The organism is Methanocalculus chunghsingensis (genome assembly GCF_018132105.1).
GTDB lineage: Archaea > Halobacteriota > Methanomicrobia > Methanomicrobiales > Methanocorpusculaceae > Methanocalculus > Methanocalculus chunghsingensis.
Genome location: NZ_JWHL01000004.1, coordinates 57,610 through 82,539 on the forward strand (window position 1 = coordinate 57,610; position 24,930 = coordinate 82,539).

Below are 24,930 nucleotides of genomic sequence, written 5' to 3' on the forward strand. Positions count from 1 at the left end.
CAGTATTCCTCATGGTGCGGCTGCGGGGAAGAGGAGTCCTTCGGTCTCATCGAATCCGCAGATGATATTCATATTCTGGACGGCCTGGCCTGCGGCCCCTTTCATCAGGTTATCGATGACAGAGACGGCGACGATCCTTCGGCCTCCGTCTTCTACCTCAAAGGCGATATCACAGAAGTTCGTCCCCCGGACACTGGCAAGTTTTGGTGTCTGAAGCCTGATAAATGGTTCATCCCGGTACATATGCCGGTACCGCATCTGTATCTCATCCTTTGTCACCGGCCGCTCCGTCAGAATATGGGCGGTGGTGAGGATCCCCCTCGTCACCGGAACAAGATGCGGAGTAAAATGGACAGATGCCCTGGACTCAAGGCGGGAGATCTCAAGCTGCATCTCGGAGAGGTGGCGGTGTGCCGTCCATTTGTAAGGATTGATATTATCTGCGACATTTGGATAATGTGTCGTCTCGGAGACGGTATCCCCTGCTCCGGAGACGCCGGTCTTTGAGTCATAGATGATGGTCTGTGCGAGATCAGCGACAGGTGCCGCTGCCAATATCGCCCCGGTCGGGAAACAGCCGGGATTTGCGATGAAGGAGGCTTTTTTGATGGCATCACGGTGCAGTTCAGGAAGTCCGTACGGAGCATCAAAGTACGCGGTATGGGTGACACCATAGATCTCTTCATAGATCCCCTGCGGGAGCCGGTAGTCTGCCGAGAGATCGACTGTTTTGATCCCGCGTTCATGCAGTGATCCGGCATACTGCATCGCCACGGTGTGGGGAACTGCCAGGAAAACAACGTCAGCATCTATATCATTGACATCAGGGTTCGTATAGGTGATATCGACAAAACCCTTCAGATGTGGCTGATCGAGACTGACCGGGGTGCCATCCAGTTTTCGGGATGTGGCACAGGTGAGGTCGGTATGTGGGTGGAGCGTGATGAGCCGCATCAGGTCTCCACCAGCATACCCACTCGCTCCGATGATCGCAATATCCATACATGCTATCTCATCTGACCGGGATAAAGTGTTTACCTTCAGAGTATCCCGGCTACTCAACTCCACCGGGGATGGGATAGCCGGTTCGTCTGAGAAGGCCGATAGCAAGCCCTTCGATCAGATCGCGCGACTCGAGCGTCTCGAGAAGGTCTGTGGGAAGTGCTGATCTTCCGAGCCGGGCACCGGCGTATGCACCGCAAATATAAGCAATTGTATCTGTATTGCCCCCAACCTGCGAGGCGATCATCAGGAGCTCTTCAGCGTCCCATATTCGTGCTGAGAGGAAGAAGGCGAGAGGAATAGTCTGATACACAGAGCTGTCATTCCCAAGCCGTTCAAGTGCTCCCTGGATGGTGATCCCTTCTTCAGCAAGCCGGAGCGCCTCCTTTATCCGGGCCCCAAGGATCTCATCTTCCCGCATTGCCGTCTCTGCGGCTGTCGCCAGCGGAGCTTTTTTCCCGGCAATGGTTGAGCGGATGAGTGTTGCAACCGTGACGGCACCGGCGAGAGCCCCGGGATGAATATGGGTAACGCTGCATGCCTGAACGAGCCTCTCTGAGCATTCGATGATATCGGTATATGCAAGGGCAAACGGAACCGCAAGTGGGATACATCCGGATGTAGCCGAATGGACGGCGGCTTCCTTCCATCCCCGCTCTTTGAGATGTTCACAGACGGCATGCAGTGCACTGTCAGGAAACCTGAGTAATCCCTCCTCATAACACTTTCTCAGCCGGGATGCATAGGTTTTCTCAGAAAACTCCCTCTCGGCGAGGAGTCTTCCGGCGATGAGCATCAGCTGGGTATCATCGGTGAACTGTCCGGGCCTGAGGCCATCGTTTGGATGACCTTTATATGCCTTCCGGAATCCCCTGAGGGGTGCATGGAGCCGGGATGGTGCGGTTTCGTTTGGCATCCCGAGTGCATCTCCAAGGGCGGCCCCAAGGAGGCACCCCCTGTACTGTTCGAGCATTGATGATGGGTTGATTTGGAAGCTGATAATCCTTGCTGGTCGGCGGTGGTGATGGAAGGAAGTGGCCTTCTCATATTCTCTTAAAAAAATGATGCGAATAGCCTTACGAACCATTATAATGGTTTTTCTCAAACCGTACTCATAAATGGTGCAAGCAGACAGCTTTCAAAATCCTCACAGACTGGTGCAGCTCCTTGGGAAGCCGGCAGATCAGTTCACTCGTGAGGATCTCATCCGTGTGGTTGTGGAACTTGGGATCGAGATGATCAACTTCCGGTATGTCGGTGAGGATGGAAAATTAAAGACCCTGAACTTTGTCATCACCGGCAAGGAGCATCTCGGGATTATCCTGACAGATGGTGAGCGGATCGACGGGTCGCAGCTCTTCTCAAGTATCGAGGCGGGATCGAGCGATCTCTATGTCGTACCACGATACCGGACAGCCTTTATCAATCCTTTTACGGAGATCCCCACACTTGAGATTCTCTGCTCGTTCTATACGAATGAAGGGATTCCGCTGCCGAGTGATCCCTCGTACATCCTCAGGAAGGCTCATGAAGCATTTCAGAAGGAGACGGGTGCCCGGTTCCATGCCCTTGCCGAACTTGAGTATTATGTCATCTCGCCCCATGATCCCACCTATCCGGTCTCAGACCAGAGAGGATATCATGAGTCCCGGCCTTTCACTCAGTCTGAAGATCTCCGGGTTGAGGCTCTCCGCCTGATCGCCCAGGCAGGCGGGAAAGTGAAGTACGGCCATGCCGAGGTCGGATGCTTCACCCAGAATGGCACACTCTATGAACAGCATGAGGTTGAGTTTCTCCCTGTTCCGATCGAGGAGGCAATCGACCAGCTGGTGATCGCTAAATGGATCGTCCGGATGCTCGGCGATCTCTATGGTGTGCAGATCAGCTTTGCACCAAAGATCACCGTCGGCAAGGCGGGATCCGGTCTTCACTTCCATATGATGGCGGTGCGGGACGATGAGAACCTGATGGTCAGCGAACGGCAGCTCTCCGACTTTGCACGGAAGATGATTGCAGGACTCCTCGACTGTGCAGGGGCATTAACCGCATTTGGCAATACCATCCCGACATCCTACCTCAGGCTCGTCCCCCACCAGGAGGCGCCAACCAATGTCTGCTGGGGTGACCGGAACCGCTCCGTCGTCGTTCGTGTCCCTCTTGGCTGGATCGGAGCAGAGAATATGATCGCCGATGCCAACCCGGCAGCACCACCTGAGGTGACAAAACGTATCGCAAAGCAGACGATTGAGCTTCGGACACCGGACGGATCCGCCGATGTGTATCTGACGGCGGCAGGAATCGTTGCCGCCTGCCTGCACGGTATCAGGATGCCTGCTGCCCTCGATAAGGCGAAGGAACTCTATGTCGATGGAAATATCTTCGATGAGAGGAACCGGGAGAAGCTTGAGTCGCTTGACCAGCTGCCAAACTCCTGTGTTGAATCGGCAGAGGTTCTGCTTGAGAAGCGGACTATCTTTGAGAGTGACGGTATCTTCCCGGCAAGCGTCATCGACTCTGTTGCCGGACGGCTCCTTGAATTCCAGGATCGTGGTTTAAGCGAGCGGATCTATGGGAAAGAGAAGGAGTTCCGGGCGATTGTTGAAGAGTATATCCATATCCAGTGAGCTACCATTCCACACTTTTTTTGTAATCGCTTATATTGTGTAATTCTCTATTATACTCCCGGGTATTCAGGATCCGATGCTGTTCCTGCCTGATAATTTTATACATTCTCGGGTGGCTGTGTAACACGATGAAGATTTAAGGTGTTACTGGTACAATAATGGTAGACAGGAGGGTTGTGTGATGGTGCTTTATTGTAAAGAGGGTATGACTCAATGGCAATGATCGAGACCTTCGGCCTGACGAAGCGTTTCGGTTCCCTCACCGCCGTCGATGATCTGACAACAAGAATCGATGGTGAGATCTTTGGGCTTCTCGGGCCAAACGGCTCTGGAAAGACGACGACGGTGAAGATGCTGACGACCCTCCTCACGCCGACGGCCGGAGATGCCCATATCTGCGGGTACTCTGTCAGAGAGCATCCACGGGATGTCCGGGAGCATATCAGCTATGTTCCACAGGATATGGCCGTCGATCCGAAGCTGACCGGGAGGGAGAATGTCGTCTTCTTTGGAAAACTCTATGGGATTCCTCGTCCCCGGGATGCTGCGGAGGAGGCGCTTGCCAGGATGGGCCTTTTGGAACGTGCTGACGATCTCGTCAGAACCTACTCGGGCGGGATGCGCAGAAGGCTTGAGCTTGCACAGGCACTCGTCCATGACCCCTCCGTCCTCTTTCTGGATGAGCCGACGATCGGCCTCGATGTCGCTGGCAGGCGAAAGATATGGGAGCATATCATCGGCCTGAAGGAACGGGGGATGACCGTCTTTGTGACGACTCATTATATGGATGAGGCCGATCATGCCTGTGATCGTGTCGGGATCATCGACAGAGGGAAGGTGATCGTCACCGAGACGCCCGGGATGCTGAAGGCATCGGTCTGCCGGGATATCGTTCTGATCCGATCCGATGATCGGTTCAAAGGGACCTTTCCGGAGGGGGTCACCTTCCTTGGACGAACCGGAAATGAGCTCCGGTTTGAGGTGGAGGATGGTGATGAAGCCGTTCTTGTCCTCTCCCGCCTCTTTGCAGAGAATGGGATGGATATTCGTTCGGTCTCGGTACGGAAACCCACCCTGGACGATGTCTTCCTCTCCCTTGTCGGTGAGCAGGATGAGCAGACTGCCTTTGATCTTACCCGGTTCAGGACGATGCTCCGGAGGCGCTGATGATCCGGACACTCTGGTACGTGGAACGGGATCTCAGGAGGTGGCTCAGGGGGAGGATCAATCTCCTCTCAGCCCTCATCATGCCTGCTGCCTGGCTCATCTTCGTCGGCATGGCGCTCCCTATCCGGTTTACTGATAATTATCTCGACTTCATCACCCCGGGCATCCTTGTCCTGACGATGCTCGGTGCGGCGTTACAGGGTGGCTCCCTTCTGATGTTCGATAAGATCCTCGGCTTCCTCCAGAAGTTCCTTGCGATGCCCTCACCGCGTGAGAGTATCCTCTATGGGAAGATCCTCTTCATCACCCTGCGGGGGATGATCCAGACGACGGTCATCCTGGTCTTTGCGATCATCCTCGGGGCGCAGTTCCTCGACCCGGTTCTCCTCGCACAGATCTATCTGATCCTCTTCATCTTCGGGATACTCCTCTCCTCGATCACGACGACGGTTGCCCTCACCCTTGAGGATCATGATACCTATGCGGCGTTCAATGCGATGATCGCGATGCCGCTCTTCTTTACAAGCAGTGCGCTGATGCCCTATGACCAGATGCCGTCCTGGCTTGCCGTCCTCGCACGGCTCAACCCGGTGTCATATGCAATCGACGCGATCCGTGATCTCCAGGCGGGAATTTTCCCGGCTATGACGCTTGCCGGGCTTCTGATCGGTGCATTCGTCGTACTCCTGATCAGTGTCATCATCTTCCGGAGGGCGACGGTGTAAGAGGTGAAGATAGTATTTTTTTATAAAAAAAGTGGTTTTTGGATGATTTTTCCCGATTACTCCTCTCAGATCTCCTGCGTCTTCCCGACATAGAAGTACGCGATCCTGGCGGCGTCACCGGAATCGACTTGCCCATTATCGTTAAAGTCGGCTTCCAGATCCTCCGGTGTGAGGCCAGCTGCCATCCATGCGACATTAGCTACATCACCGATATCGATCCGGCCGTTTCTGTTCAGGTCGCCCTGGATATGGTGGCTCTCCAGTACGGTGATATATCCGATCTTCTCCTCACTGTCTGATCCCAGACTGTTGGTAACCGTCAGATTCACCGTATAGGTGCCAGGCGCTGTGTAGGTGTGCGTCGGATTCTGGATCAGTGCAGAGCTGCCATCACCGAAGTCCCATGCCCATGAAGTCGGGGCTCCTGTTGAGATGTCAGTAAAGGCGACGGCAAGCGGAGCGGGGCCGGTTGTCGGAGTCGCGATGAAGTTGGCGACCGGAGCGGCATCATCCCCTATCCGGATAACCGCGGGTGTGACGGCTGTAATGATCTCAGAATTGATCTCTGCCCTGCTGACGGTCAGGTTTGTTGTACCTTCAGAGAGAGCCTCAACAGAGACCATGACAAGTAACGTACCTCCGACCTCTTGGGGGAAGAAATCAAACTCCGGCGGTGTATATGTACCCCAGCATGTGACCGATTCTGCAGGAACAGGGGTATGGCCGTTCTCTTCTCCCGGCAAGGTGATATTTACTCCGGTGATTCGTGCCCTCTCCGGCTGGGTAATGTTGATATCGATATTAAATGCTATATTGGGCTCAGAAAGACCGGTGAGGAGGATGCTATATTCCCGTGTCTCCCCGACAGCGAGAGCTGACTGTCCTGGCATCACCCAAATCGCAATACCCGTATGATCAGACCGGAGCACAACGGTCTTTGTAATGTCTTCATTGATGACTTCGATCATTCCAAAAGCATATCCGTACCCCTCTTTGATTATCTGATATGTGTGATTGCCCGGATAGGTCTGGAATACCACCTCTCCTGAGCTATCAGTCTGTTTGATGGTCCATGGCTCACTACTGAGCACGGCACCTGCCCCCTCAAGGGGCTCATGCTCTTCATTCGTGACGATGAATGTGACCTGGTAGAAGGTCATGAGCATCACAGGAACCTCAACATTCTCATCGACGACAGTAACCGTTCCATATTGATCCGGGCCATATCCCTCTTTGGTAACAATATAGTCATGCCAGCCATTGGTTACGGTAAAGACTGCCGTTCCGGCTGGCCCGGTGGTCTTCTCTTCATCTCCGATGGTAACAACAGCACCCTGCAGGGGCGCCTCATCCTCATCGGTGACGATAAATGTGACATCGAAATAATCTATCCATGTTGTATAGGCACTATTTGATACAAGATCGCCATATGTTGCGATAATTTTGTCTGTTCCAAGACCTGTTTCTGAACTATACGACCAGACAGCATTTCCACTGGCATTGGTCACTCCGGTTCCGGTCTCCCCTTCATTGGGTCCGCTGACAATCATAAAGGTGATCGTCTCATCTGCGATGGGATCGCCCTGTGTATCAATAAGGGTTGCAGTGAGCGTCTGTGTCTCCCCGACTTCTCTTATCGTCTGAAGGGGGGTCAGTTCGGGAGATGATGCCTCAAAACTCGTTGCCCGGATGAAGACATTTGAATCATAGATGTCATCTCCGACATCAGCAATCGCAATTTTGATGGTGTTTGTTACCCCTCTGTTCACCTGTCCTGTTGCGGTGAGCACCGTTGTGAGACCGTCCATCTCGGTGTTGATCACCACTGCAGGGGGATTCATTCCATCATGGAGATCATTATTCCGATAATATCCGGGATTTCTGAGGAGGTTGACATAGTTTATCGCCACCGGTGTATCTGCCGTTCCCGGGATGATAGCGATATTTTCGCCATTGAGGAAGAATCCGAAGACATCGTTGAATTGACTTCCCACAAATTCATTGTACTCATCTGATGAGAAGACATACTCAAATTGGACAACATTTCCTTGTGGAACGAAGTTAAACTCCAAAATCGCTGCATCGTAGGTTCTGTTAAATTCAAACTCCTGTTCCGGCCATTCCATCATCTGGATAGGCTCATTGGAGCTGTATCTTCTGAGGATCTCATCGAGATCATCATCCCCGGGCATATTATTCTGCCATGAGATATCAGATAACAGGTTCGGTCCAATAACATGGTTGATCCTGCCTGTACTCAGGATAATCCCTTCTTCAAATCCGATGATCCCCGTACCTCCGGTGAAGGTTCCTGCAGCGAGATCTGCTCCCGTGTATCGTACATTTGATACATTGATGCCGGAACCAAGGAGTTGATTGGCAAGATCTGCAGCGGTCAGACCTGTTGTCAGGTCAACTGTCTCCATCCCGTTATCTGATTGTATCTGCGAATAATCGCGGATCTCTCTCTCCTTTGCGTCACCTGCTGTGCCAGTTCGCTCGGCAGCAGCAATCCCGACCAGCAGTAGGGCTATCAGGATAAAAACGGATGTAATTTTCATTATCTGTCTGGTGGATTTCATGATACTCACCTCATCCCATCGTAATGGATGATGATCGCCGCAATGCATTCTTCATGGTCGTGGGATCGATACATCCATATCCTGCTGCCGGTACATTCAGGTGATAAAGAACGGCTTGCAAAGGAAGAGGAAGAAGACTATCGACGTCCATTATTCCTCTTGTGGGAACATCTGACCCTTGTCTTTAAAAGTCATTCAACCATACTCCGGCCAACAAAGAATATAGTGGAATGTTAATTCACTTCATATATAGTTTGTGTATTTAACTTTTATATATTTATTAATATATGAATTAATAGGATCGAACAAATGTAATGTAGCAAAATAATTTTGAGTATCCTTACAATAATTATATTGCTATATATTTTTATTGAACCTATACTATTAAAAATCAGAGTGCCGGGATCTTCCCGACATAGAAGTACGCGATCCTGGCTGCGTCACCGGAATCGACTTCTCCATTATTGTTTAGGTCGGCCTCCGGATCATCCGGTGTGAGCTCCGCTGCCATCCATGCAACCTTAGCGACATCTCCGATATCGATCCAGCCATTTCTGTTGAAGTCGCCACGGAGGTGAATCGTCAGCAGTCCCCCGTTCATCCTGCCAAAGGCTATATCATGGGCACCCCTGCTCCATTGGGCATCATTGATTGTAATCTGGCTCTCCCCGGTCTGTTGTTTCGCCCGGATGGTGATATCGAGAACCCTCAGCGGTTCTGCACCCGCAGTGTAGGTGGCGTTGTTCCGTCTCATCTCCACCTGAACTGCTCCGGTCTGGTTGTTGATCTGGTAGGTGAGATCCGTTCCTTCGGCGACCGATTCATTCACCGTAACGCTGGTGATACTCGCAAAAGCAGGATGAATGGTGGTCGTCCACCGAATCTGCCCGGCATTTGTGATATTGGTGACCGATACCGGGATTGTTCCGTTCATCCCTGTTGCAATATCGAGGGATCCTGCCCCGATGATCATATCCGAGGCAGGATGGAGGACGGTGATATAATCCATCCAGATCTCGGTCGATCCCCCTGCCTCATTATCTACGCTCAGGCGAACCGTGTACGACCCCGGCCCGGTATAGGTATGCACCGGATGCTGCTCTGTGCTGTTTCCACCATCCCCGAAGCTCCATGCCCAGGAGTCGGGGGCCCCGGTCGAGAGATCGGTGAAGGCGACCGTGAGCGGAGCGTACCCGATGGTGCTGTTTGCGGTGAAGTCGGCCTCAGGGGGCAGGATAACATCGCTGACACTGATATACCCGCTCCGTCTGAGGGTGTCACTACCGGCGGCATTGTACACCTGGAGTGTCACCTGATACTCCCCTTCACGGGTGTAGGTATGGACGGGGTTCTCGTCGGTTGATCCGGCTGTCTCCAGGTGCCAGATATCATTCTGATACACAAAGTCGGCGTTTCCACCCATCAGGACGACCGTTCCGTCAGGGAGCACCACGGTTTTGTGCCCCTGCCGTTCCTCCCATTCTGCATCGGCCGATAGAAGAGACCAGGTTGCGCCACCATCGGCAGACCGCCAGGTGTCATTCAGGGCATACCCCTCTGGCAGATCATTATGCCATCCACCCGTCAGGATGATGCCTGCATCCGGGAGGAGAACGGTTGCATGCCCTTCCCGGCTCTCCCATCCGGCATCTGCCGTCACCAGTGTCCATGAGGTGCCGTTATCGGCCGTCCTCCAGACATCGGCTGAGCCGGTCTGGCCTGTACGTCCACCGATGATAAGAAGGCTTCCGTCAGGGAGGGCGAGGCTGCTGTGGCCGTATCGTGCGGTCCATCCGGCATCTGCCGTCATTCTTGTCCATGAGGTGCCGTCATCGGTGGACCGCCAAGTGTCATTTAATCTGGTGATGAAGTTGAAACCACCCGTCAGGACGATGCTCCCGTCAGGAAGTACAGCGGTGTCATGGCCAAACCGTGCCGACCAGCCGGCAGCCTGGGTCAGCCGGGTCCATGTGGCACCTTTGTCAGTTGACTGCCAGACATCGTTCCTGACACCCCCTGTATCATAGCCGCCCATCACGACAATACTGTCGTCCGGGAGGGCAACGGCGGTATGGTACTGGCGACCGCTCCATCCGGCTGTGCCGGTCATCTGCGTCCAGTTCAAACCGCCGTCAGTAGATCGCCAGACATCCCTTTTATTCTGGGAATTGCTGTCAATACCGCCCATGACGACGATGCTTCCATCCGAGAGGGTGACTGCAGCATGGCCTGTTCGTCCTGACCAGATCTCCCCTGTCTCCACTTCATTCCATCCTGCCTGGAAGTTCTCATCACCGAAGTACCAGGTATGGCCTGTCGGCTCGCCGGTCGACTGATCGGTAAACTGTACAGAGAGGGGGGCTGTTCCCCCGGTGGTGTTAGCGGTGAAGCCGGCAACAGGCGGAACTCTTTCTCCTATGATGATTCCGGCGGGTATAACCACCGTTTCATACCCGGGCCAGAGGGCCGGGCTGGTGACCGTCAGGTTCGTGACTCCCTCGGAGAGGGCTTCGACGGTTACGGTGACGATCGTCAGGTTCGCGTTCTCTGGCGGTATGTGGGTCTGTGACCAGCAGTTGACGGAATCTGCCGGGATCAGACTATGATCGCCTGTTCCGGCTGTGATATTCATCCCGGTGATCCGTGCTTTCTCCGGTTCTGTGAGGTTGATGTCAATATCAAATGATCCAAGCCCGTCTTTGAGGTACGAGAGGATGATCGCATATTCGCCGGTCTCCCCGACCATCAGCTCTGATTGCTCCGGTGAGACGATGATCTCCACGATATCATCCGGAATGGAGATATATCCGGTCTTTATCTCGCTCTCCTGTCCCTGGCTGTTACTCACCGTCAGGTTCACGGTATAGTCGCCGGGTGCAGTGTAGGTGTGGGTCGGATGGTTGAGCCTTGAGATGGCACCATCCCCGAACTCCCAGAACCAGGCCGTCGGATGACCGGTCGACTGGTCGGTGAAGTTCACGGTAAGAGGGTTCTCTCCGGTCTGTACATCTGCTGTGAATGCCGGTTGTGGTTCGGTTGAGACGGTGGTAAATGCCTTGATGCAGACATTGGTATTTTCCATCTCGTCGGTGAGATCAGTCCACTCGGCTCCATCCGGGCTGACATAACTCTCGTTCGGCCCTGCGGTTGCATTACTGGAGTAATTCCCTACCGGAGTCTCAATAGGAATCGGGCTGGTATGCCCCGCTGTCTCGAGCCTGACAACAACAGAGAACTGCTCCCCTTCTGAGAGTTCAGCCGGGGGAATATCTATCGTATGGTATCCGGGGATGGCGATCGTCCCGGTTGTTGTCGAGGCGGGGGCACCGGCTCCGATCGGCCCGTCACCGGGGTTGGTATAGACGGAGATCTGGTAGCTGCTATTCATCGCCGGTGTGTAGAAGCTGACTGCCGTGATCGTCTCATCGCCGGTTGCAGTGAAGATATTGGCAAACCAGCCGATCTCCGATTGATACCCGACATCACTGGTCCATCCAAGCGGGTCATACTGGTATACCTGATCATAGATCGGTGTATCAAGGGCGGTAAATACTGCAAAACTCCTTATGCTTGTATCATAGTAGGAGAGGTAGAAGTATCCGTCCTCCCCCCAGCTGGTACCCCAGCTGTTCTTAACGATGAAGGCGCCATCTCCGGGGGGGGTGGTCAGGAAGTTCGTCCTCGCATAGGTGTCATCCCAGCCGACGATCGCAACTGCATGGTTGCTTCCCGTCTCCTCGTTCTGATAGAACGCGGCGGTATCCGGGTTATACCCCCCGTTCCAGAAGAGGGATACCTGGACAACACCGTGATTCATCAGTGCCCACCTGACATTGTCGTTATCAAGCGGACCTGATCGGTCGGGGAGGAAGTACACGGTCTGGACACGCTTCACAGGCGGGATGTCGTCGGGAGATCCGGCTGAGAGGGCGACATAGGGATCATCGACCTCCTGTACCGGCCCCATCCAGCCGCCGAGATAGGCGGTTGACATATACCGGTTTCCTCCTTCATTGGAGTCAAATATCCGATAGTCGATGTTTTTCATATGATTCTCTGAGAAATCCCATGCCTCGTCCGGGAGAAGGACGGATTCGAGTGAGGCATAGGTTGCAAATGCCCAGCAGTTCCCTTCATTCCCCTGATTCCTCACCGGGGATACCCTTCCCTGCTCGCGAAGATCGTAAACAGGGGTGGAATGAAGAGATGAGAGCCGGTTCTCTGCCTGGATCTGCATTCCTCTGGTATGAGAGAGATCGATCGGGGACGGGATGACGCCCGGAATGAAGCGATCGTCAGAGGTCGGTGTATATTCTTTCCCCTGCGTCTGGTACTCAAGGAACGCCGGATTGAGGGGTGCACTGTTCAGGACGGATGTCCGGTTCTCTTCGGAATTCAGATCCCCTGCCGCTGCTCCTGTGGTGATAAGGCAGAAGAAGAGAATGAATAAGAAAAATTGTATATGTTTACGAAAATGATACATGGAAGAACAAGCTCCTGTGATAGCTATTATTGTATAATGTTATTTATCTATTGTGTATAAGAAAAGCAAGGAAATCTTATATTTTTATTAATTAAAAAGTATTATATTATGGGATCTGATCATTTTGGCGATCAATACATCTCCTCGTTTCTTGATCAGGGTCTGAACCGGCACTGATAAGAAAGAACAATACCAGATGAACCACAACCATCCTCCCGGATGACCCTCTCTGCTGCCGGTATTCTGATGGTCGCTGACCGGATCACGATTCTCCTGATCCTGATCGCGGTCGGGTATCTCGCGTTTCGTCTCTCCATCCTCGATCGCCAGGCGACCCATAAACTGTCGCTCCTCCTGCTGCATGTGACCATCCCTGCATTGATCATCGTCTCGATGCAGATCCCGGCCTCCCCGGAGCTTCTCTCAGGTGCAGTCGTCTTCTGCCTTGCAATCGGGGTCTTCTATCTCCTTGCAGCCACGGTCGCCTATATTGGGACATTACTCCTCAGGATGGAGGATCGGGAGCGGGGGGTCTTCTCGTTTGCGATCCTCTTTGGGAACGTCGGATTCATGGGTTTTCCGATTACAGAGACGCTCTTTGGTACTGCATCGCTCTTTTATGTCGCACTCGGAAACCTGGTCTTCAACCTCCTCGTCTTCTCAGCAGGTATCGTGATGATGACCGGCAGGTACGAGTTCAATCCCCGGCTGCTGATCAATCCCGGGATTGCGGCCTCCTATATCGGCCTGACCCTCTTCCTCCTCGGTCTCCGGATACCGTCACCCCTCTTCGATGCGATGGAGCTTACCGGCAATCTGACGACCCCGCTTGCGATGATCATCGTCGGGTCGCTCCTTGCGACATTCCCTGCAAAAGAGATGATCGGTGATCTGAAGACATATCTCGCAACCGGCCTCCGGCTCATCGTCCTGCCGGCTGCGACCTATCTCCTCCTTGCTCCGCTGATAGACGATCCCCTTGTCCTCGGGGTGATCGTCATCCTTGCAGCGATGCCGGTCGCCTCGACCACAGCTATCTTTGCCGAGATCTATGGGGGTGACGAGCGGTTTGCCTCCCGCCTTGTCTTCATCTCGATGATCTCCTCGATCATCTCGATCCCCCTGATCGGTGCCTTCCTCATCTGACGGCTGCTGCCTGCATGAACCGATCCCGGATCTCAACCGGTGAGAGAGGAATATTTGGAACATCAGCGTTCCCGGGCCTGATGATCATATGGATAAAGCGTGGGCCCGGTGTTCGATCCTGGATTGCCGCAGTGAGGTCTGCTTTTGTCTGGACCTGCCGGGTATGGGAGATACCTGCTGCCTGTGCAATCTGTGCGAGATCGGTGGTTGCATACCCCTGCGTGATCTGGTTGCCGGTTGAGCCGAACGTGCCGTTATCAAGGCAGATGATCGTCAGGTTCTGCGGCTTCATCGATGCGATGACCGGAAGAATCGCTGTTCCAAGGAGTGAGCCGTCGCCATCGATCACGACGATCTCCCTCCCTGATCTGAGTGCAAGGCCAAGGCCGATGGGTGATGCCTGGGTGTAGGAACCGAGCATATAGAAGTTTTCAGCCCTGTCCCCGGCAGCATACAGCTCTTTTGAGGGGATACCGATATTCGAGACGACAAGGGCATTACCAAGATGTGGGGATAACGCCTGGAGTGCGTCATACCGGGTCATCTGCGGGGCTTTGATCACACCCCCGGGAATCTGAGGGATGATCCGGCTTCGGTCCGGGAAAATCGGAGAAGGGCAGGTGCCCCCTGCGAAGCATGCCGGCGAGACGAGGGCGACCGTCGGCCTCCCCTCTGCATATGCCAGTTTGATCATCTCCCGGATGGCATTGAGATCCCTCTTCTCCATTATGGTTGCATACGGGATCCCGGCTCCCTTCAGTATCTCCGGAAGCCGGGAGTTGAATGGAACCTGTGCCGGGATTGCTTCATTATATACTCCCCGCCAGCTTGCGATGATCGGGAGTGGGAGGCCAAATGTTCCGTGGAGCGAGAGGAGGGCATTGAGCATATTGCCAAGCCCCGAACTCTGGATCACCATCGCCGGCCTCCCTCCGGCAAGAGAGACGCCGGCGGAGACCCCGACCCCGTCCTCCTCACGAAGGAGGGGGATATGTGAAAACTCTTCGGTGATACGTGCACAGAGGAGGCTGGCACGGTCACAGGGGAGGTGGGGGATGGTATCGATCCCCTCCTCCCTGAAAATGTTGAGGATCGCCTCTTCAAGCATGGTTCTTCTCCGTGATGCAGACCGGGAGCTCTGCCGGCCTGATGATCTCTTCCGGCTTTACCGGGTATCGTTCAGAAACTGATCGGTACCCGCCGCCGGTAATATTGAGGAGGATACAGTCATCCTCAGCAACTGCACCGCTTTCGACGGCTCTGAGGAGTGCGGCGCAGGCGACGGCTGCTGCCGGATCGGGATCGATCCCTTCGGTCTCGTCAAAGAGAGCGCCGGCACGGGCGGCATCCCTGTTTGTGATCCCATACATCGCCCCGCCACATGCCCGGAGGGCATCGAAGAGGCCGCCGGTGATGGCATAGGGCGGGGTCCTGTTCGTCAGGACATCGGCCTCCACCGCTGCTATCGCCTCTTCCGGATGGGGCATATCGATCGCCGGGATGATCTCCCGCCTCCCCGCCTGCCATGCCGAGACGAGCGGGATGAAGGGGAGGTTCTGGGCGAGGTGGAGGCCGGGGAGGGTCTTTCCGTATTTTCCATCCCCGATGAGCCGAAGCGATGCTTCCCATGCCGCGATAGCGCCGGTTCCGCTCCCGACTGCCTGGAAATACTGATCCGGAATCCTCCCGATGGTGGTGGCGGCATCAAGGAAGACGGTCCCCATGCCGTCCCGGCGGGCGACATTCTTTGCGCCTCCTTCCGGCCGGTACCCGGGGAGTGATGCGATCCTGTCGGCGACCGCGATCGCGTCGGCATAATCGCCCTCAACGCCGATGAGGGTGATATCCTTGGCCGGCTCCGTCGTCCAGATCCGCTCAAGCGAACGGACGGGAACGACGATGAGGACCGGATCACCGGTCTCCCTGGCGACCTCGGCGAAGGCACGGCCTGTATTTCCAGCCGATGCGAGGACGATGGTGCCGCCGCCGGTCTCCCGGTGCCGGATGAGGGTCGGCCATGCCTCCAGCTCCTTGAAGGAGCAGGTCGGAACATATGCCCCTCTCTCCGGTGCATATCCGGTAAACCCTATCCAGAGATTTGAGAGGCCGGCTTCACGGGCGAACCCTTCTGATCGGAAGGTGACGGGGCCGGATCGTGTGAATGGGATCTCTGTAACCGGCAGCCATCCCGCATAGCGGAAGAGGCCGGGCTCATCTCTCAGAATTAGTTTTTTTTCAGGATAGATCGCCCTGAGGAGCGCTTTGTGGCCATGCGGGCAGGCAAGCTCCCCGGTATCCGGAAAGGTACTTTGGCAGACCGGGCAGCTGAGGAGATGGGTCATCTTCCCCCCTCCTTCAGGAGAAATGTTCCTTCCTGTATCCGTCCTGCAAGCCTCCGGCAGAGCCGTTCTGCCCGGGTCCTCTCTGACTGCCTGAGGGTGATCGGGATCTCTCTTTCGTTATAGGTGAGTGATCCGAGATGGATCCGGTACACCCCGGCCTCGCATGCCGACTGGCATGTCCCACAGGCGAGGCAGAGACTGCGGTCGATGGTGAGATCCTCCCGGATAGCTGCTGCCGGGCAGAGGATCCGTGCATGGCAGGGGGAACAGGAGATGCAGCGATCAGGATGATGCCGGACAGCCCGGTCGGTCCCCTGCCAGACAGCAGCATAATCGGCAGATCCACGGGGTTTCCTCTCTTCTATCCCGGCGATGGGGAGTTGGATATCACCATCCCGGATCAGAAGGGCCTGCAGGGATGCATCATCAAGGACGGGAACTGCCGCAGCGACCGAGGTGAGGCATTCCGGTCCTTCGGATGTTGTGAACCCGCCCATCATCAGGGGGTCCATCCCTTTCATATCGGCGGAGCAGGCGAGGTTTGGGCGTTGTGGCGTTGATCGCGTCCCTTCACCGAGGATGATCCCGTCGGCGCCATTGAGGAGGATAGGGGTTCCGGGACCGAGGAATCTGAGGGAGGGATCATTCTCGACCGGATTCACCTCTCCGCATCCCGAGACCGAGATCTCCCTGCAGGGGCCATGAAGGCCGGTCACCGAGAAGATCGTCGGGGTGACTCCTGCTTCTTCTGCAAGAAACGCGGTATAGTTACGAAATGCTGATCGTGTGGTATGGAGCCTCGCCGCCGGGCAGTCATCAAGGGTGATGGTGGCCTCATGGGTCTGCCCGTCCGCAACCGCCTCACACAGGATCTCCCTGCCTGCGGCAAGATCCGCAAAGAGGTGGCCTCCCCCATACCGGCCGTCCCGGTGGGCAGTACCGTAGACGATACAGTCGATGAGGCCGAGCCGTTCGTTGGGGCAGGGGCCCGGAAAGGCCGGGACTCCGTTGAGATTACATGATTCGGCACGCCTGAAGGTGCCGGGTGGGGCAACCGGGATCGAGAGGACCGCATAGGTCCCTGACATCACCCCGAATGTTGCGCAGGTGACGATATCGAGATCGTCTGCCGTAAACTCTTCCCCGTCCCGCAGGCGCCTCTTGAACTCATCTGCCGGGATGACAACAGCAGTGCCGTCCCGTATCTTCTGGTTGATCTCTCCCGGAGTCTTCACAGGCCGATCCCCTCCACCCTGACATGCAGTCCGTCCTTCTCCATGATAACCATATTCACGACACCGGTATGGGAGAGGCCCATCATACAGAAGCCGGGGAGGAAACGCTGTCTTTTGCCGAATGCAGGTTCACGCCTGACCGTCTCTGCGATCCCCTCGAAGGCATGGACATGATATGCCCGGATATCCTTCACGTCCTCACTCCGTGCTTCAAGAGGGGTTGTTACATGGCAGGAGATGATCCCGCTCACCGGATCAGCGGCGGTTACCCTGAGGGCATGGGTGATCGGGCAGCCTGCACCCGCAGGCCTTCCGATGACGAGATCCCCCCTCTGTATCTCCCAGCGTTCAACGAGATCCGGGCGGAAGGGGACGACATCCTTCCGGGTCGATGGCTCACCCGGAAAGGGGTGGAGGACGAAGTCATACTCGATCCCGAGAAGATCAACCCCTGAATATCCGGATGATACCTGTTGCTTCTCTTCACCATAGAACGGGCAGTCGGTCTGTCTCTTTGCACCTGCGGCAAGGAGAGCAGAGAACGCCATACAGGTCTTCGCCCCGCAGAGGCCGCAGTCCTTGCCGGGTGGCTTCCATGCCATGGTCACTCCCCCCGGAAGAGGTTCTCTACATCATCCAGTCGGCGGATCACACCGAAGTGATGGTTCCACCCGATCTCTTTCTTCCCGATACAGACGGTGCAGACACCAAGCGGCGGGTTGCCCCGGAGGGTGATTGCAGACTCCTCCACAATCTCCTCCAGCCCCTCGATCATCTGCATCAGGTACCGCATCCCGGTGCCGACGATGGCATTCGTCTCGATGATCTCAACGTCGGGTGCGACATCCCTGATCCCCTCCCTGAAGACCTCCTTCTCGGCCTGGGAGACGAGGTCCACCCTGGTGACGACGGCGATATCTGCAAGCGCGATCATCGGCGCCATCTTATAGGGGGAATGCGTCCCCGAGATGGCTGAGATGACCGCAATCCCAAGTGACTGTGTTGTATAGGGGGTGCACCGGAGGCAGAGACCTGCCGACTCGATGATCAGGTACTCTGCCCCCTCCTCTTCCGCCCATCCGAGGGCATCGGCGGTGACCATGATCCCTGCATGATCAGGGCAGAGATCCCCGGAGATGAGCTTCTTTGCCGGTATTCCAAATTCAGCGGCGATCTCTTCATCCTCAGTTGCATAGATGACATCGATCTTAAGGTACGCTGCTGATCGCTTTGGGAGGTTCCGAAGGATCTGCCTGATCACCGCGGTCTTCCCGGCAGAGGGGGGGCCGGCAACGATGATGAGCTTCATATGGCGGCGACCTGTTCGCTGAGTATCTCTCCGGACCGCAGCCGTTCCCGGAGGGAGGAGAGATAGTTGTCCATCTCGGTGACCTGCCTGAGGATGGATGCCTCAGCCCCGTCAGGTTCAAGGACCGCACGGACCGAGCCGTTCCCCATCACGATCCGCCGGTCCGAGAGGAGTGAGACGAGGGGATCATGGGTGACGAAGATGACGGTTGTTCCCGACTCCTTGAGGCAGGTGATGACCCGGTCACGGAAGATTCCGGCGTTTTCGATCTCATCAAGGAGGATGATCGGGGCATGCGAGATGACGACGGCGTCGGCGATGAGAAGGGATCTCGTCTGGCCGCCGGAGAGGGAGGAGATGCGTGTGCCGGATCGGATCGGTTCGCCGGTGAACTGGTTGGCGAGGTTGATCGTCTCTGCAATGCGATCTCCCTCCTCTATCTTCCGGGCACGGAGATGCATCGAGAGGAACTCCTGCACCGTCAGGTCGGCGAGGCATTTGGTCGTCTGGGTGATGAGGGCGACCGGTTTGCAGGAGGGATCGCGGACGAACCGCTCCGGTGGCGGGGCACCATCGACAAGGATCTGTCGTCCGGTGACGGTATCGCCCTGGGCAAAGACCTCAATATCGTTGATGAAGGCACTCTTCCCGGAACCTGTCGGACCGACGATGGCGATGGTGTCGCCTGGCCGGAGGTGGAGGGCCTCAAACGGTTCGGGATCACCGTTTCGATCATGGCCCGGAAGGATGGTGATCGTGTACATGATCAGGTTTCTCTGTCCGGGAGATGATAATGATTTCCCCATTGTGGAAATAAATTTATCTTAATCGTCTTTTTTATTGATTAATTTGGTCTTATTGTATAATTTATGGGGGTTTATCGATTCAAGTGTATGTTTTTAAGGAACAACTCCCATAAGTATTGATTCGATATCCTCCATATCATATACACGATACCCCTCCTCCCGGAGCACCTCTTTCCCGTCAATTTTTCCACACACAAGAGAGTACTGCTCAATGGGATACTGATCATGCCGAACATTCAGGGACTTCTTCTCCAGCCGCTTCAGGATGCCACGCCCCCTCTTTTCGGTTATATGTCCCCATTTACATTCCCCGAAGATAATTTCCCTGTGCTGATCATTTGTAGCAATGAGATCGATCTCTTCTCCACGATACCACCATCGTCCTATGACATAGTCAGGAAGAATGATCGGAAAAAATTCTTTTCGGATATATACTTCAAACTGTTTTCCAAAATATGGATCTCTTGACTCTCTTCCTGCTGAGGGTCTGTCCATCTCGATCGCCTGTTTCTCGGGAAATACATGAGAATACCAGAAATCGAAAATGGGATCCTGTATCCTGTATAATCCCTGGGTTTTGCTCCCGAAAATTGGAAGTTCCTTCTCAATGATTCCCAATCGGATCATCGCTTCCATATATGGATACAGGTGACGTGGATCGACTCCGCAAAACTGACTAATAGCTCCTGCAGCTGTTTTTCCAACTGCAATTGCATGAAGGATGGATTGATAGAGCTTCAGTTCCCGAAACTCCTGGGAGAGAAGAAAATATGGCTCACGATAAAAATATCCATATTTATTAAAGAACTCTCTCTGGACGAATGTTTCATACTCCTCATACTCCCCGGCTTTGAGAAGGTACTCAGGGATTCCCCCTATGGTCAGATAGGTCTTCAAAGAATCCTTAAAATTATATGATGGAAGGAGACTCTTTGCATCAGTGAAATGTAATGGTCCAAGGAGAATATCACGTGTTCTTCTTCCATAGAGGGGGGAGGTATAGGACAGGGCACTGTCGGTCATCAACCCGAGCATCGATCCCGAGAGGATGATGCACCAGTTTGAATCTGTCAGTGCCATATCCCAGGATTTCTGGAGTGCAGAGAGTATTGACGGGTCATTTTTTATCAGGTAGGTGAATTCGTCGATGATAAGGTATCGGCGTTCTGTTGGTGGATGTTGCCCAAGATACATAAAGAGCTGATCCCAGCTCGTCATCTCAAGTGAGGCGAGGAGTTGATCACCGAAGAACTGGGAGATTGCATGCTGGAGTTTTCGTATCTGAATTGCTTTTGCGGTATCTTCTGCAAAATAGATGATCCCCTCTTTATTTTGGGTGAACTCTGTCATGAGGCGGGTTTTGCCGATCCTTCTCCGTCCATAAAGGATGATAAGCCTCCCTCCGTCTCTTTTCCACTCCTCCTCAAGGAGTGCAATCTCGGTGGTTCTATCGACAAAACTCCTAATCATAATTAGTACTAATCAGGATTAGTATTAAGATCTCCCCCTCTGGATGAAAAGACGATAATGCACTCTCGATGGAGCGCTTAATGTAAACCCTAATCCAGATTAGTACTAATCCTGATTAGGACCGGCGCCCTGCAAGAAGATGTTCCCTCGCCGCATCTGTCGTCTCCCTCCCTTTCGGGGTTCGCTTCAGAAAGCCGATCCTGATGAGATAGGGCTCATAGACCTCCTCGATGGTCCGGACCTCCTCCCCGATCGAGATGGCGATGGTACGGACGCCGACCGGTCCGCCAGAGAAGTCCTCGGCGACGACGGTGAGGATCCGGCGATCGAGATCGTCGAGGCCGAGGGGATCGATCCCGAGGATGCTGAGGGCAGCATCTGCCGACCCCTGTGTGATGGTGCCGTCCCCCCGGACCATCGCATAATCGCGGACACGACGGAGGAGTCGGTTTGCGATTCGCGGTGTTCCCCGGCTCCGTTGTGCGATCTCCCATGCACCCTCCTCGGTGATGGAGATCTTGAGGATTGATGCCGACCGCTTCACGATACTGAGGAGTTCATCGACCTCGTAGAGGTTCAGCCGGAAGATCATCCCGAACCGGTCACGGAGAGGGGAGCCGAGGAGGCCGACCCGTGTCGTCGCTCCAACGAGGGTGAACCTATCGAGGGGGAGCTGGATCGCCTTTGCCCCCGGCCCCTCCCCGATCATCACGTCGATCATATAATCCTCCATCGCCGGGTAGAGGATCTCCTCAACGACCGGATTGAGCCGGTGAATCTCGTCGATGAAGAGGAGATCGCCATGGGTGAGCGCTGTCAGCTGGGCGGCCAGATCGCCGGGCTTGTCGATGACCGGCCCGGTGGTGCTCCGGATTGCAGCCCCCATCTCCCGTGCGATGATCTGGGCGAGGGTCGTCTTCCCAAGGCCGGGCGGCCCTGAGAAGAGGATATGATCGAGGGTCTCGCCACGGAGCTTGGCGGCCTCGATTGCGATCCGGAGCGCCTCTTTGAGCTGTGGCTGGCCGACGAACTCATCGAGATCCCCCGGTCTGATTGCGGGATCGTCGATATCATCCGTCATCCGCACTGGTGCTGTTATCCGGTCGGTCATTCTGATCGCTCCCTGAGGCGGGCGAGTGCCGCTTTAATAATTACCTGGACAGACTGGCTCTCCTCCGATTCGGTGACGCTCCGGACCGCCTCATCGGCCTCCCGTTCAGAGAAGCCGAGGGTGATAAGGGCAGAGATGGCATCCGATGCAGGCTGTGGAGATGCTACCTTTCTGAGTGTGCCTGCCCGTTTCTTCATCGTCTCCTTCAGCTCAAGGATGAGACGCTTTGCACTCTTTGGCCCGATCCCTGAAATCCGGGTCAGCATCTTCTCATCCTCGCTGATGATCGCCATCGCAAACTGGTCAAGTGATATCTGGGAGAGGATGTTTAATGCTATCTGCGGCCCGATCCCGGAGACGTTGATGAGGATCAGAAAGAGATCCCTCTCCCCTGGATGGAGGAATCCATAGAGTGAGACGGCATCTTCCCGGACGACGAGATGGGTATGAAGCTTCACCGGATTACTCATCTCCCGGATCTCCCGGAGATCCGGCTGGCTGACCCTGATGAGGTATCCGATTCCACCGACATCGATGACGACGGATCCTTCCCCGATGGAGGCGACTGAGCCGCTGATGTGTGCAAACATGGATTCACCGGAGGGTATTGGTATGGCAGAGGGCGATCGCAAGGCCGTCGGCGGCATCATCCGGGCGTGGGATCTCGTCAAGCTTCAGAAGGCGCCGGACCATATCCTGCACCTGCTCCTTCTTTGCCCGGCCCGACCCCGAGACCGCCAGCTTGATCTGGTTTGGGGTATATTCGATGACCGGAATCCCCCGCTCCTCAATGGCAAGGAGGATCACCCCCCTCACCTCGGCGACGCGAATGGCTGATGTAACGTTCTTTGTGAAGAAGAGCTCTTCAACGGCGACTTCATCGGGGGCATGCTCTGCAAGCAGGGCCGAGATACGGCGATAGATCTCATGGAGACGGTGGCTCGTCGTCTGGTTGGTCCCGGAGGTCTCAATACAGCCGTTTTCAATATGCCGTATCGTCCGGGTCCCCTTCTCGATGACGCCGTATCCCACCCGGGCGATGCCGGGATCTATCCCGATGATGATCATGATCCGTACATGGATCTTCGGCTCTTATGGTAAATACGGTTATCCCGCGGGATGTGAAAGTGAATGGCAGCGATCTCCCCTCGTACCCCTCACTTTGTCCTCCCGCTCGCAAGCTCTGCTGAAGCCCCGGCGAGGAGCGCCATCATCGGGATGATCAGGTACCGGGAGCCGATACCGGCAAACCACTCCCATGGCTCCACCCCGAAGAGCCCGACCATCATCAGAAGATCAAGGGCCTGGTTGATGAGGAGCCAGGTGATACCGATGGTCATCCCGGCAGTGATCCAGGCCGTCTCCTTCGGAAGGGATCGGAGATACAGGAAGATGAGGAGCGTTCCGGCCGCTGCACCGGAGATGATCATGATGCTTTTGAAGGCGAAGATATCGATCCGTAATGCCCCATCGCTCCCATAGAAAGGGAGGGAGAGGCCGAAGGGGATGAGCCAGGTGAGGATGCCATAGAGGAGGAGGCGGAGGTGCCGGTGCATGGATGAAAATGAGTCATTCATATATAGTGAGGATTACGGTTTGTACGTGGAAAGCAGATCAGAGGTATTCCGCCTGATTATCTGAAATGGATTATATTTTATAATCTGTGTGTTTCATAAGAGAGTATGGAGCGTGTATAGTCGATTATGGGAGGGCCTGTTTTACAAGAGCTGTGTCTGAAGAATATCCTCTCATTTGGTCCGGATACGCAACCGATCCCGTTATCATCACTCAATGTCATTATTGGACCGAATGGCTCGGGGAAGTCCAATCTTATTGAGGCGATCAGCCTCCTTGCCGCAGCTCCAAAGGATCTCTCAGCTCCGGTCCGAGAGGCAGGGGGTGTCAGAGACTGGTTATGGAAGGGTGCTCATAGCCCGACAGCCACTATTAAAGCAACACTTTCCTTATCTGACCATCCGGATATGCCAATTCGTCATACCATCTCATTTCGTGAACATGGAAACCATTTTGAAGTGACTGCTGAGCGGATCGAGACATCTGCGCCATATCCGGGATATGATGAACCATATTATTACTACCGGAATGATGCAGGATTTATCCGGCTCAAGGGCAAAGCCAGATCAGAAGCGATGCAGGTCTCTGAAGCGGATGGTGGTGAAGAGCACCAGCTCCCCCGGGATACGATAGATCCCGAACGATCCGTTCTCTCTCAGGTGAAAGATCCATATTACTACCCTGTACTCACCGGCCTGACTGAGGTATATAACGGAATTCATATCTACCGTGACTGGATTTTTGGGAGGTATACACCTCCACGCCAGCCACAAAAGACCGATCTGCCATCACGATATCTAACTGCAAATAGTGAAAATCTTGCTCTGATATTGAACAAACTTGCATTACATGATAAAAGGACGATTCTTGAGGCGCTCAAAGCTCTGTATCCTGAGATCGATGATTATCATGTTCAGATCGTCGATGGGGGCGGGGTCCAGGTGTACCTGAAAGAGGGGCAGTTTGACATCCCTGCAACCCGGCTCTCGGATGGAACCCTCAGGTATCTCTGTCTTCTTGCTATCCTCTGCCATCCAACCCCTCCGCCACTCATCTGCATCGAAGAGCCAGAGCTTGGGCTGCATCCGGATGTCCTCCCAACGCTTGCTGATCTGATGGTCTCTGCGTCAGAACGGTGCCAGCTGATCGTGACGACTCACTCTGATATACTGGTGGATGCACTGACAGAAATTCCCGAATCTGTTCTCGTCTGTGAGAAGAGGAATGGGAGTACTCATTTGCAGAGGCTGAATCATGATGAGCTTAAGGATTGGCTTGTAGAGTATCGTCTGGGCGAACTCTGGATCAAAGGTGAAATTGGGGGGATGCGTTGGTGAGTGTGAAGATCTATCT

Annotated in this window: 20 protein-coding genes; 5 read left to right on the forward strand and 15 right to left on the reverse strand. The window is 54.7% G+C overall.

Translation table 11 applies throughout. From position 1 onward, the window contains the following. Window positions 1–9: 9 nt before the first annotated feature. Together argC and RJ53_RS04340 are read right to left on the reverse strand one after the other, a co-directional pair. The gene (gene argC / locus RJ53_RS04335; RefSeq protein WP_211530387.1) at window positions 10–1,002 is read right to left on the reverse strand and encodes an N-acetyl-gamma-glutamyl-phosphate reductase; all 993 of its coding nucleotides are present in this window, start codon (window positions 1,000–1,002) and stop codon (window positions 10–12) included. A 52-nt stretch (window positions 1,003–1,054) separates the two neighbouring features. After that, window positions 1,055–1,975 carry an ADP-ribosylglycohydrolase family protein gene (locus RJ53_RS04340; protein WP_211530388.1) on the reverse strand — a complete coding sequence of 307 codons (921 nt, stop codon included), beginning with the start codon at window positions 1,973–1,975 and terminating at the stop codon, window positions 1,055–1,057. A 145-nt stretch (window positions 1,976–2,120) separates the two neighbouring features. Between RJ53_RS04340 and RJ53_RS04345 the strand changes: the two genes are divergently transcribed. The 3 genes from RJ53_RS04345 to RJ53_RS04355 all read left to right on the forward strand — a co-directional run bounded on the left by RJ53_RS04345 (window position 2,121) and on the right by RJ53_RS04355 (window position 5,518). Then, window positions 2,121–3,626, forward strand: coding sequence for a glutamine synthetase family protein (locus RJ53_RS04345; protein ID WP_211530389.1), 1,506 nt, complete (start codon window positions 2,121–2,123; stop codon window positions 3,624–3,626). Window positions 3,627–3,839: 213 nt separating this feature from the next. Then, the gene (locus RJ53_RS04350; RefSeq protein ID WP_211530390.1) at window positions 3,840–4,793 is read left to right on the forward strand and encodes an ABC transporter ATP-binding protein; all 954 of its coding nucleotides are present in this window, start codon (window positions 3,840–3,842) and stop codon (window positions 4,791–4,793) included. Next, on the forward strand, window positions 4,793–5,518 hold the full coding sequence (locus RJ53_RS04355) for an ABC transporter permease (RefSeq protein WP_211530391.1): 726 nt from the start codon (window positions 4,793–4,795) through the stop codon (window positions 5,516–5,518). The genes RJ53_RS04350 and RJ53_RS04355 overlap by 1 nt, the downstream gene beginning before the upstream one ends. A 65-nt stretch (window positions 5,519–5,583) precedes the next feature. Here the strand turns inward: RJ53_RS04355 and RJ53_RS04360 are convergent, their stop codons facing one another. Continuing rightward, a complete protein-coding gene (locus RJ53_RS04360; RefSeq protein WP_211530392.1) occupies window positions 5,584–8,079 on the reverse strand; it encodes a choice-of-anchor L domain-containing protein in 2,496 nt (831 codons plus the stop codon). A 412-nt stretch (window positions 8,080–8,491) separates the two neighbouring features. Further along, window positions 8,492–12,583, reverse strand: a complete 4,092-nt coding sequence (locus RJ53_RS04365) for a lectin like domain-containing protein (protein WP_211530393.1) — start codon at window positions 12,581–12,583, stop codon at window positions 8,492–8,494. 219 nt (window positions 12,584–12,802) lie between these two features. Here RJ53_RS04365 and RJ53_RS04370 point away from each other — a divergent pair, with 219 nt between their 5' ends. Next, window positions 12,803–13,729 (forward strand): AEC family transporter, encoded by a 927-nt coding sequence (locus RJ53_RS04370; protein WP_211530394.1) that lies wholly within the window; start codon window positions 12,803–12,805, stop codon window positions 13,727–13,729. Here RJ53_RS04370 and comE read toward each other — a convergent pair. The 11 genes from comE to RJ53_RS04425 all read right to left on the reverse strand — a co-directional run bounded on the left by comE (window position 13,722) and on the right by RJ53_RS04425 (window position 23,558). After that, the gene (comE, locus tag RJ53_RS04375; RefSeq protein WP_211530395.1) at window positions 13,722–14,837 is read right to left on the reverse strand and encodes a sulfopyruvate decarboxylase subunit beta; all 1,116 of its coding nucleotides are present in this window, start codon (window positions 14,835–14,837) and stop codon (window positions 13,722–13,724) included. The genes RJ53_RS04370 and comE overlap by 8 nt on opposite strands. After that, window positions 14,830–16,071 (reverse strand): cysteate synthase, encoded by a 1,242-nt coding sequence (locus RJ53_RS04380; RefSeq protein WP_211530396.1) that lies wholly within the window; start codon window positions 16,069–16,071, stop codon window positions 14,830–14,832. Before RJ53_RS04380 ends, comE begins: the two co-directional genes overlap by 8 nt. Then, window positions 16,068–17,306, reverse strand: coding sequence for a methanogenesis marker 16 metalloprotein (locus RJ53_RS04385; protein ID WP_211530397.1), 1,239 nt, complete (start codon window positions 17,304–17,306; stop codon window positions 16,068–16,070). The genes RJ53_RS04380 and RJ53_RS04385 overlap by 4 nt, the downstream gene beginning before the upstream one ends. Next, window positions 17,303–17,908 carry a (Fe-S)-binding protein gene (locus tag RJ53_RS04390; protein ID WP_211530398.1) on the reverse strand — a complete coding sequence of 202 codons (606 nt, stop codon included), beginning with the start codon at window positions 17,906–17,908 and terminating at the stop codon, window positions 17,303–17,305. The genes RJ53_RS04385 and RJ53_RS04390 overlap by 4 nt, the downstream gene beginning before the upstream one ends. Before the next feature lie 2 nt (window positions 17,909–17,910). Continuing rightward, a complete protein-coding gene (locus RJ53_RS04395; RefSeq protein ID WP_211530399.1) occupies window positions 17,911–18,615 on the reverse strand; it encodes a GTP-binding protein in 705 nt (234 codons plus the stop codon). Beyond that, window positions 18,612–19,379 (reverse strand): ATP-binding cassette domain-containing protein, encoded by a 768-nt coding sequence (locus RJ53_RS04400; RefSeq protein ID WP_211530400.1) that lies wholly within the window; start codon window positions 19,377–19,379, stop codon window positions 18,612–18,614. The genes RJ53_RS04395 and RJ53_RS04400 overlap by 4 nt, the downstream gene beginning before the upstream one ends. 135 nt (window positions 19,380–19,514) lie before the next feature. Beyond that, window positions 19,515–20,891, reverse strand: a complete 1,377-nt coding sequence (locus RJ53_RS04405) for an ATP-binding protein (RefSeq protein WP_211530401.1) — start codon at window positions 20,889–20,891, stop codon at window positions 19,515–19,517. A gap of 115 nt (window positions 20,892–21,006) precedes the next feature. Further along, on the reverse strand, window positions 21,007–22,002 hold the full coding sequence (gene ruvB, locus RJ53_RS04410) for a Holliday junction branch migration DNA helicase RuvB (RefSeq protein WP_211530402.1): 996 nt from the start codon (window positions 22,000–22,002) through the stop codon (window positions 21,007–21,009). Continuing rightward, a complete protein-coding gene (gene ruvA / locus RJ53_RS04415; protein WP_211530403.1) occupies window positions 21,999–22,592 on the reverse strand; it encodes a Holliday junction branch migration protein RuvA in 594 nt (197 codons plus the stop codon). Before ruvA ends, ruvB begins: the two co-directional genes overlap by 4 nt. Before the next feature lie 4 nt (window positions 22,593–22,596). Next, window positions 22,597–23,070 carry a crossover junction endodeoxyribonuclease RuvC gene (ruvC, locus tag RJ53_RS04420; protein WP_211530404.1) on the reverse strand — a complete coding sequence of 158 codons (474 nt, stop codon included), beginning with the start codon at window positions 23,068–23,070 and terminating at the stop codon, window positions 22,597–22,599. An 89-nt stretch (window positions 23,071–23,159) separates the two neighbouring features. Next, window positions 23,160–23,558: a hypothetical protein gene (locus RJ53_RS04425; RefSeq protein WP_211530405.1), complete on the reverse strand. Its 399-nt coding sequence runs from the start codon at window positions 23,556–23,558 to the stop codon at window positions 23,160–23,162. Window positions 23,559–23,705: 147 nt separating this feature from the next. Between RJ53_RS04425 and RJ53_RS04430 the strand changes: the two genes are divergently transcribed. Then, window positions 23,706–24,914 carry an AAA family ATPase gene (locus RJ53_RS04430; protein WP_211530406.1) on the forward strand — a complete coding sequence of 403 codons (1,209 nt, stop codon included), beginning with the start codon at window positions 23,706–23,708 and terminating at the stop codon, window positions 24,912–24,914. The last annotated feature ends 16 nt before the right edge of the window (window positions 24,915–24,930 follow it).

What these genes read in the sequence shown, in the direction of transcription:
- argC (WP_211530387.1), bottom strand. Translation starts at nt 1,002, where the DNA reads ATGGATATTGCGATCATCGGAGCGAGTGGGTATGCTGGTGGAGACCTG.
- RJ53_RS04340 (WP_211530388.1), bottom strand. Translation starts at nt 1,975, where the DNA reads ATGCTCGAACAGTACAGGGGGTGCCTCCTTGGGGCCGCCCTTGGAGAT.
- RJ53_RS04345 (WP_211530389.1), top strand. Translation starts at nt 2,121, where the DNA reads ATGGTGCAAGCAGACAGCTTTCAAAATCCTCACAGACTGGTGCAGCTC.
- RJ53_RS04350 (WP_211530390.1), top strand. Translation starts at nt 3,840, where the DNA reads ATGGCAATGATCGAGACCTTCGGCCTGACGAAGCGTTTCGGTTCCCTC.
- RJ53_RS04355 (WP_211530391.1), top strand. Translation starts at nt 4,793, where the DNA reads ATGATCCGGACACTCTGGTACGTGGAACGGGATCTCAGGAGGTGGCTC.
- RJ53_RS04360 (WP_211530392.1), bottom strand. Translation starts at nt 8,079, where the DNA reads ATGAAAATTACATCCGTTTTTATCCTGATAGCCCTACTGCTGGTCGGG.
- RJ53_RS04365 (WP_211530393.1), bottom strand. Translation starts at nt 12,583, where the DNA reads ATGTATCATTTTCGTAAACATATACAATTTTTCTTATTCATTCTCTTC.
- RJ53_RS04370 (WP_211530394.1), top strand. Translation starts at nt 12,803, where the DNA reads ATGACCCTCTCTGCTGCCGGTATTCTGATGGTCGCTGACCGGATCACG.
- comE (WP_211530395.1), bottom strand. Translation starts at nt 14,837, where the DNA reads ATGCTTGAAGAGGCGATCCTCAACATTTTCAGGGAGGAGGGGATCGAT.
- RJ53_RS04380 (WP_211530396.1), bottom strand. Translation starts at nt 16,071, where the DNA reads ATGACCCATCTCCTCAGCTGCCCGGTCTGCCAAAGTACCTTTCCGGAT.
- RJ53_RS04390 (WP_211530398.1), bottom strand. Translation starts at nt 17,908, where the DNA reads ATGGCATGGAAGCCACCCGGCAAGGACTGCGGCCTCTGCGGGGCGAAG.
- RJ53_RS04395 (WP_211530399.1), bottom strand. Translation starts at nt 18,615, where the DNA reads ATGAAGCTCATCATCGTTGCCGGCCCCCCCTCTGCCGGGAAGACCGCG.
- RJ53_RS04400 (WP_211530400.1), bottom strand. Translation starts at nt 19,379, where the DNA reads ATGTACACGATCACCATCCTTCCGGGCCATGATCGAAACGGTGATCCC.
- RJ53_RS04405 (WP_211530401.1), bottom strand. Translation starts at nt 20,891, where the DNA reads ATGATTAGGAGTTTTGTCGATAGAACCACCGAGATTGCACTCCTTGAG.
- ruvB (WP_211530402.1), bottom strand. Translation starts at nt 22,002, where the DNA reads ATGACCGACCGGATAACAGCACCAGTGCGGATGACGGATGATATCGAC.
- ruvA (WP_211530403.1), bottom strand. Translation starts at nt 22,592, where the DNA reads ATGTTTGCACACATCAGCGGCTCAGTCGCCTCCATCGGGGAAGGATCC.
- ruvC (WP_211530404.1), bottom strand. Translation starts at nt 23,070, where the DNA reads ATGATCATCATCGGGATAGATCCCGGCATCGCCCGGGTGGGATACGGC.
- RJ53_RS04425 (WP_211530405.1), bottom strand. Translation starts at nt 23,558, where the DNA reads ATGCACCGGCACCTCCGCCTCCTCCTCTATGGCATCCTCACCTGGCTC.
- RJ53_RS04430 (WP_211530406.1), top strand. Translation starts at nt 23,706, where the DNA reads ATGGGAGGGCCTGTTTTACAAGAGCTGTGTCTGAAGAATATCCTCTCA.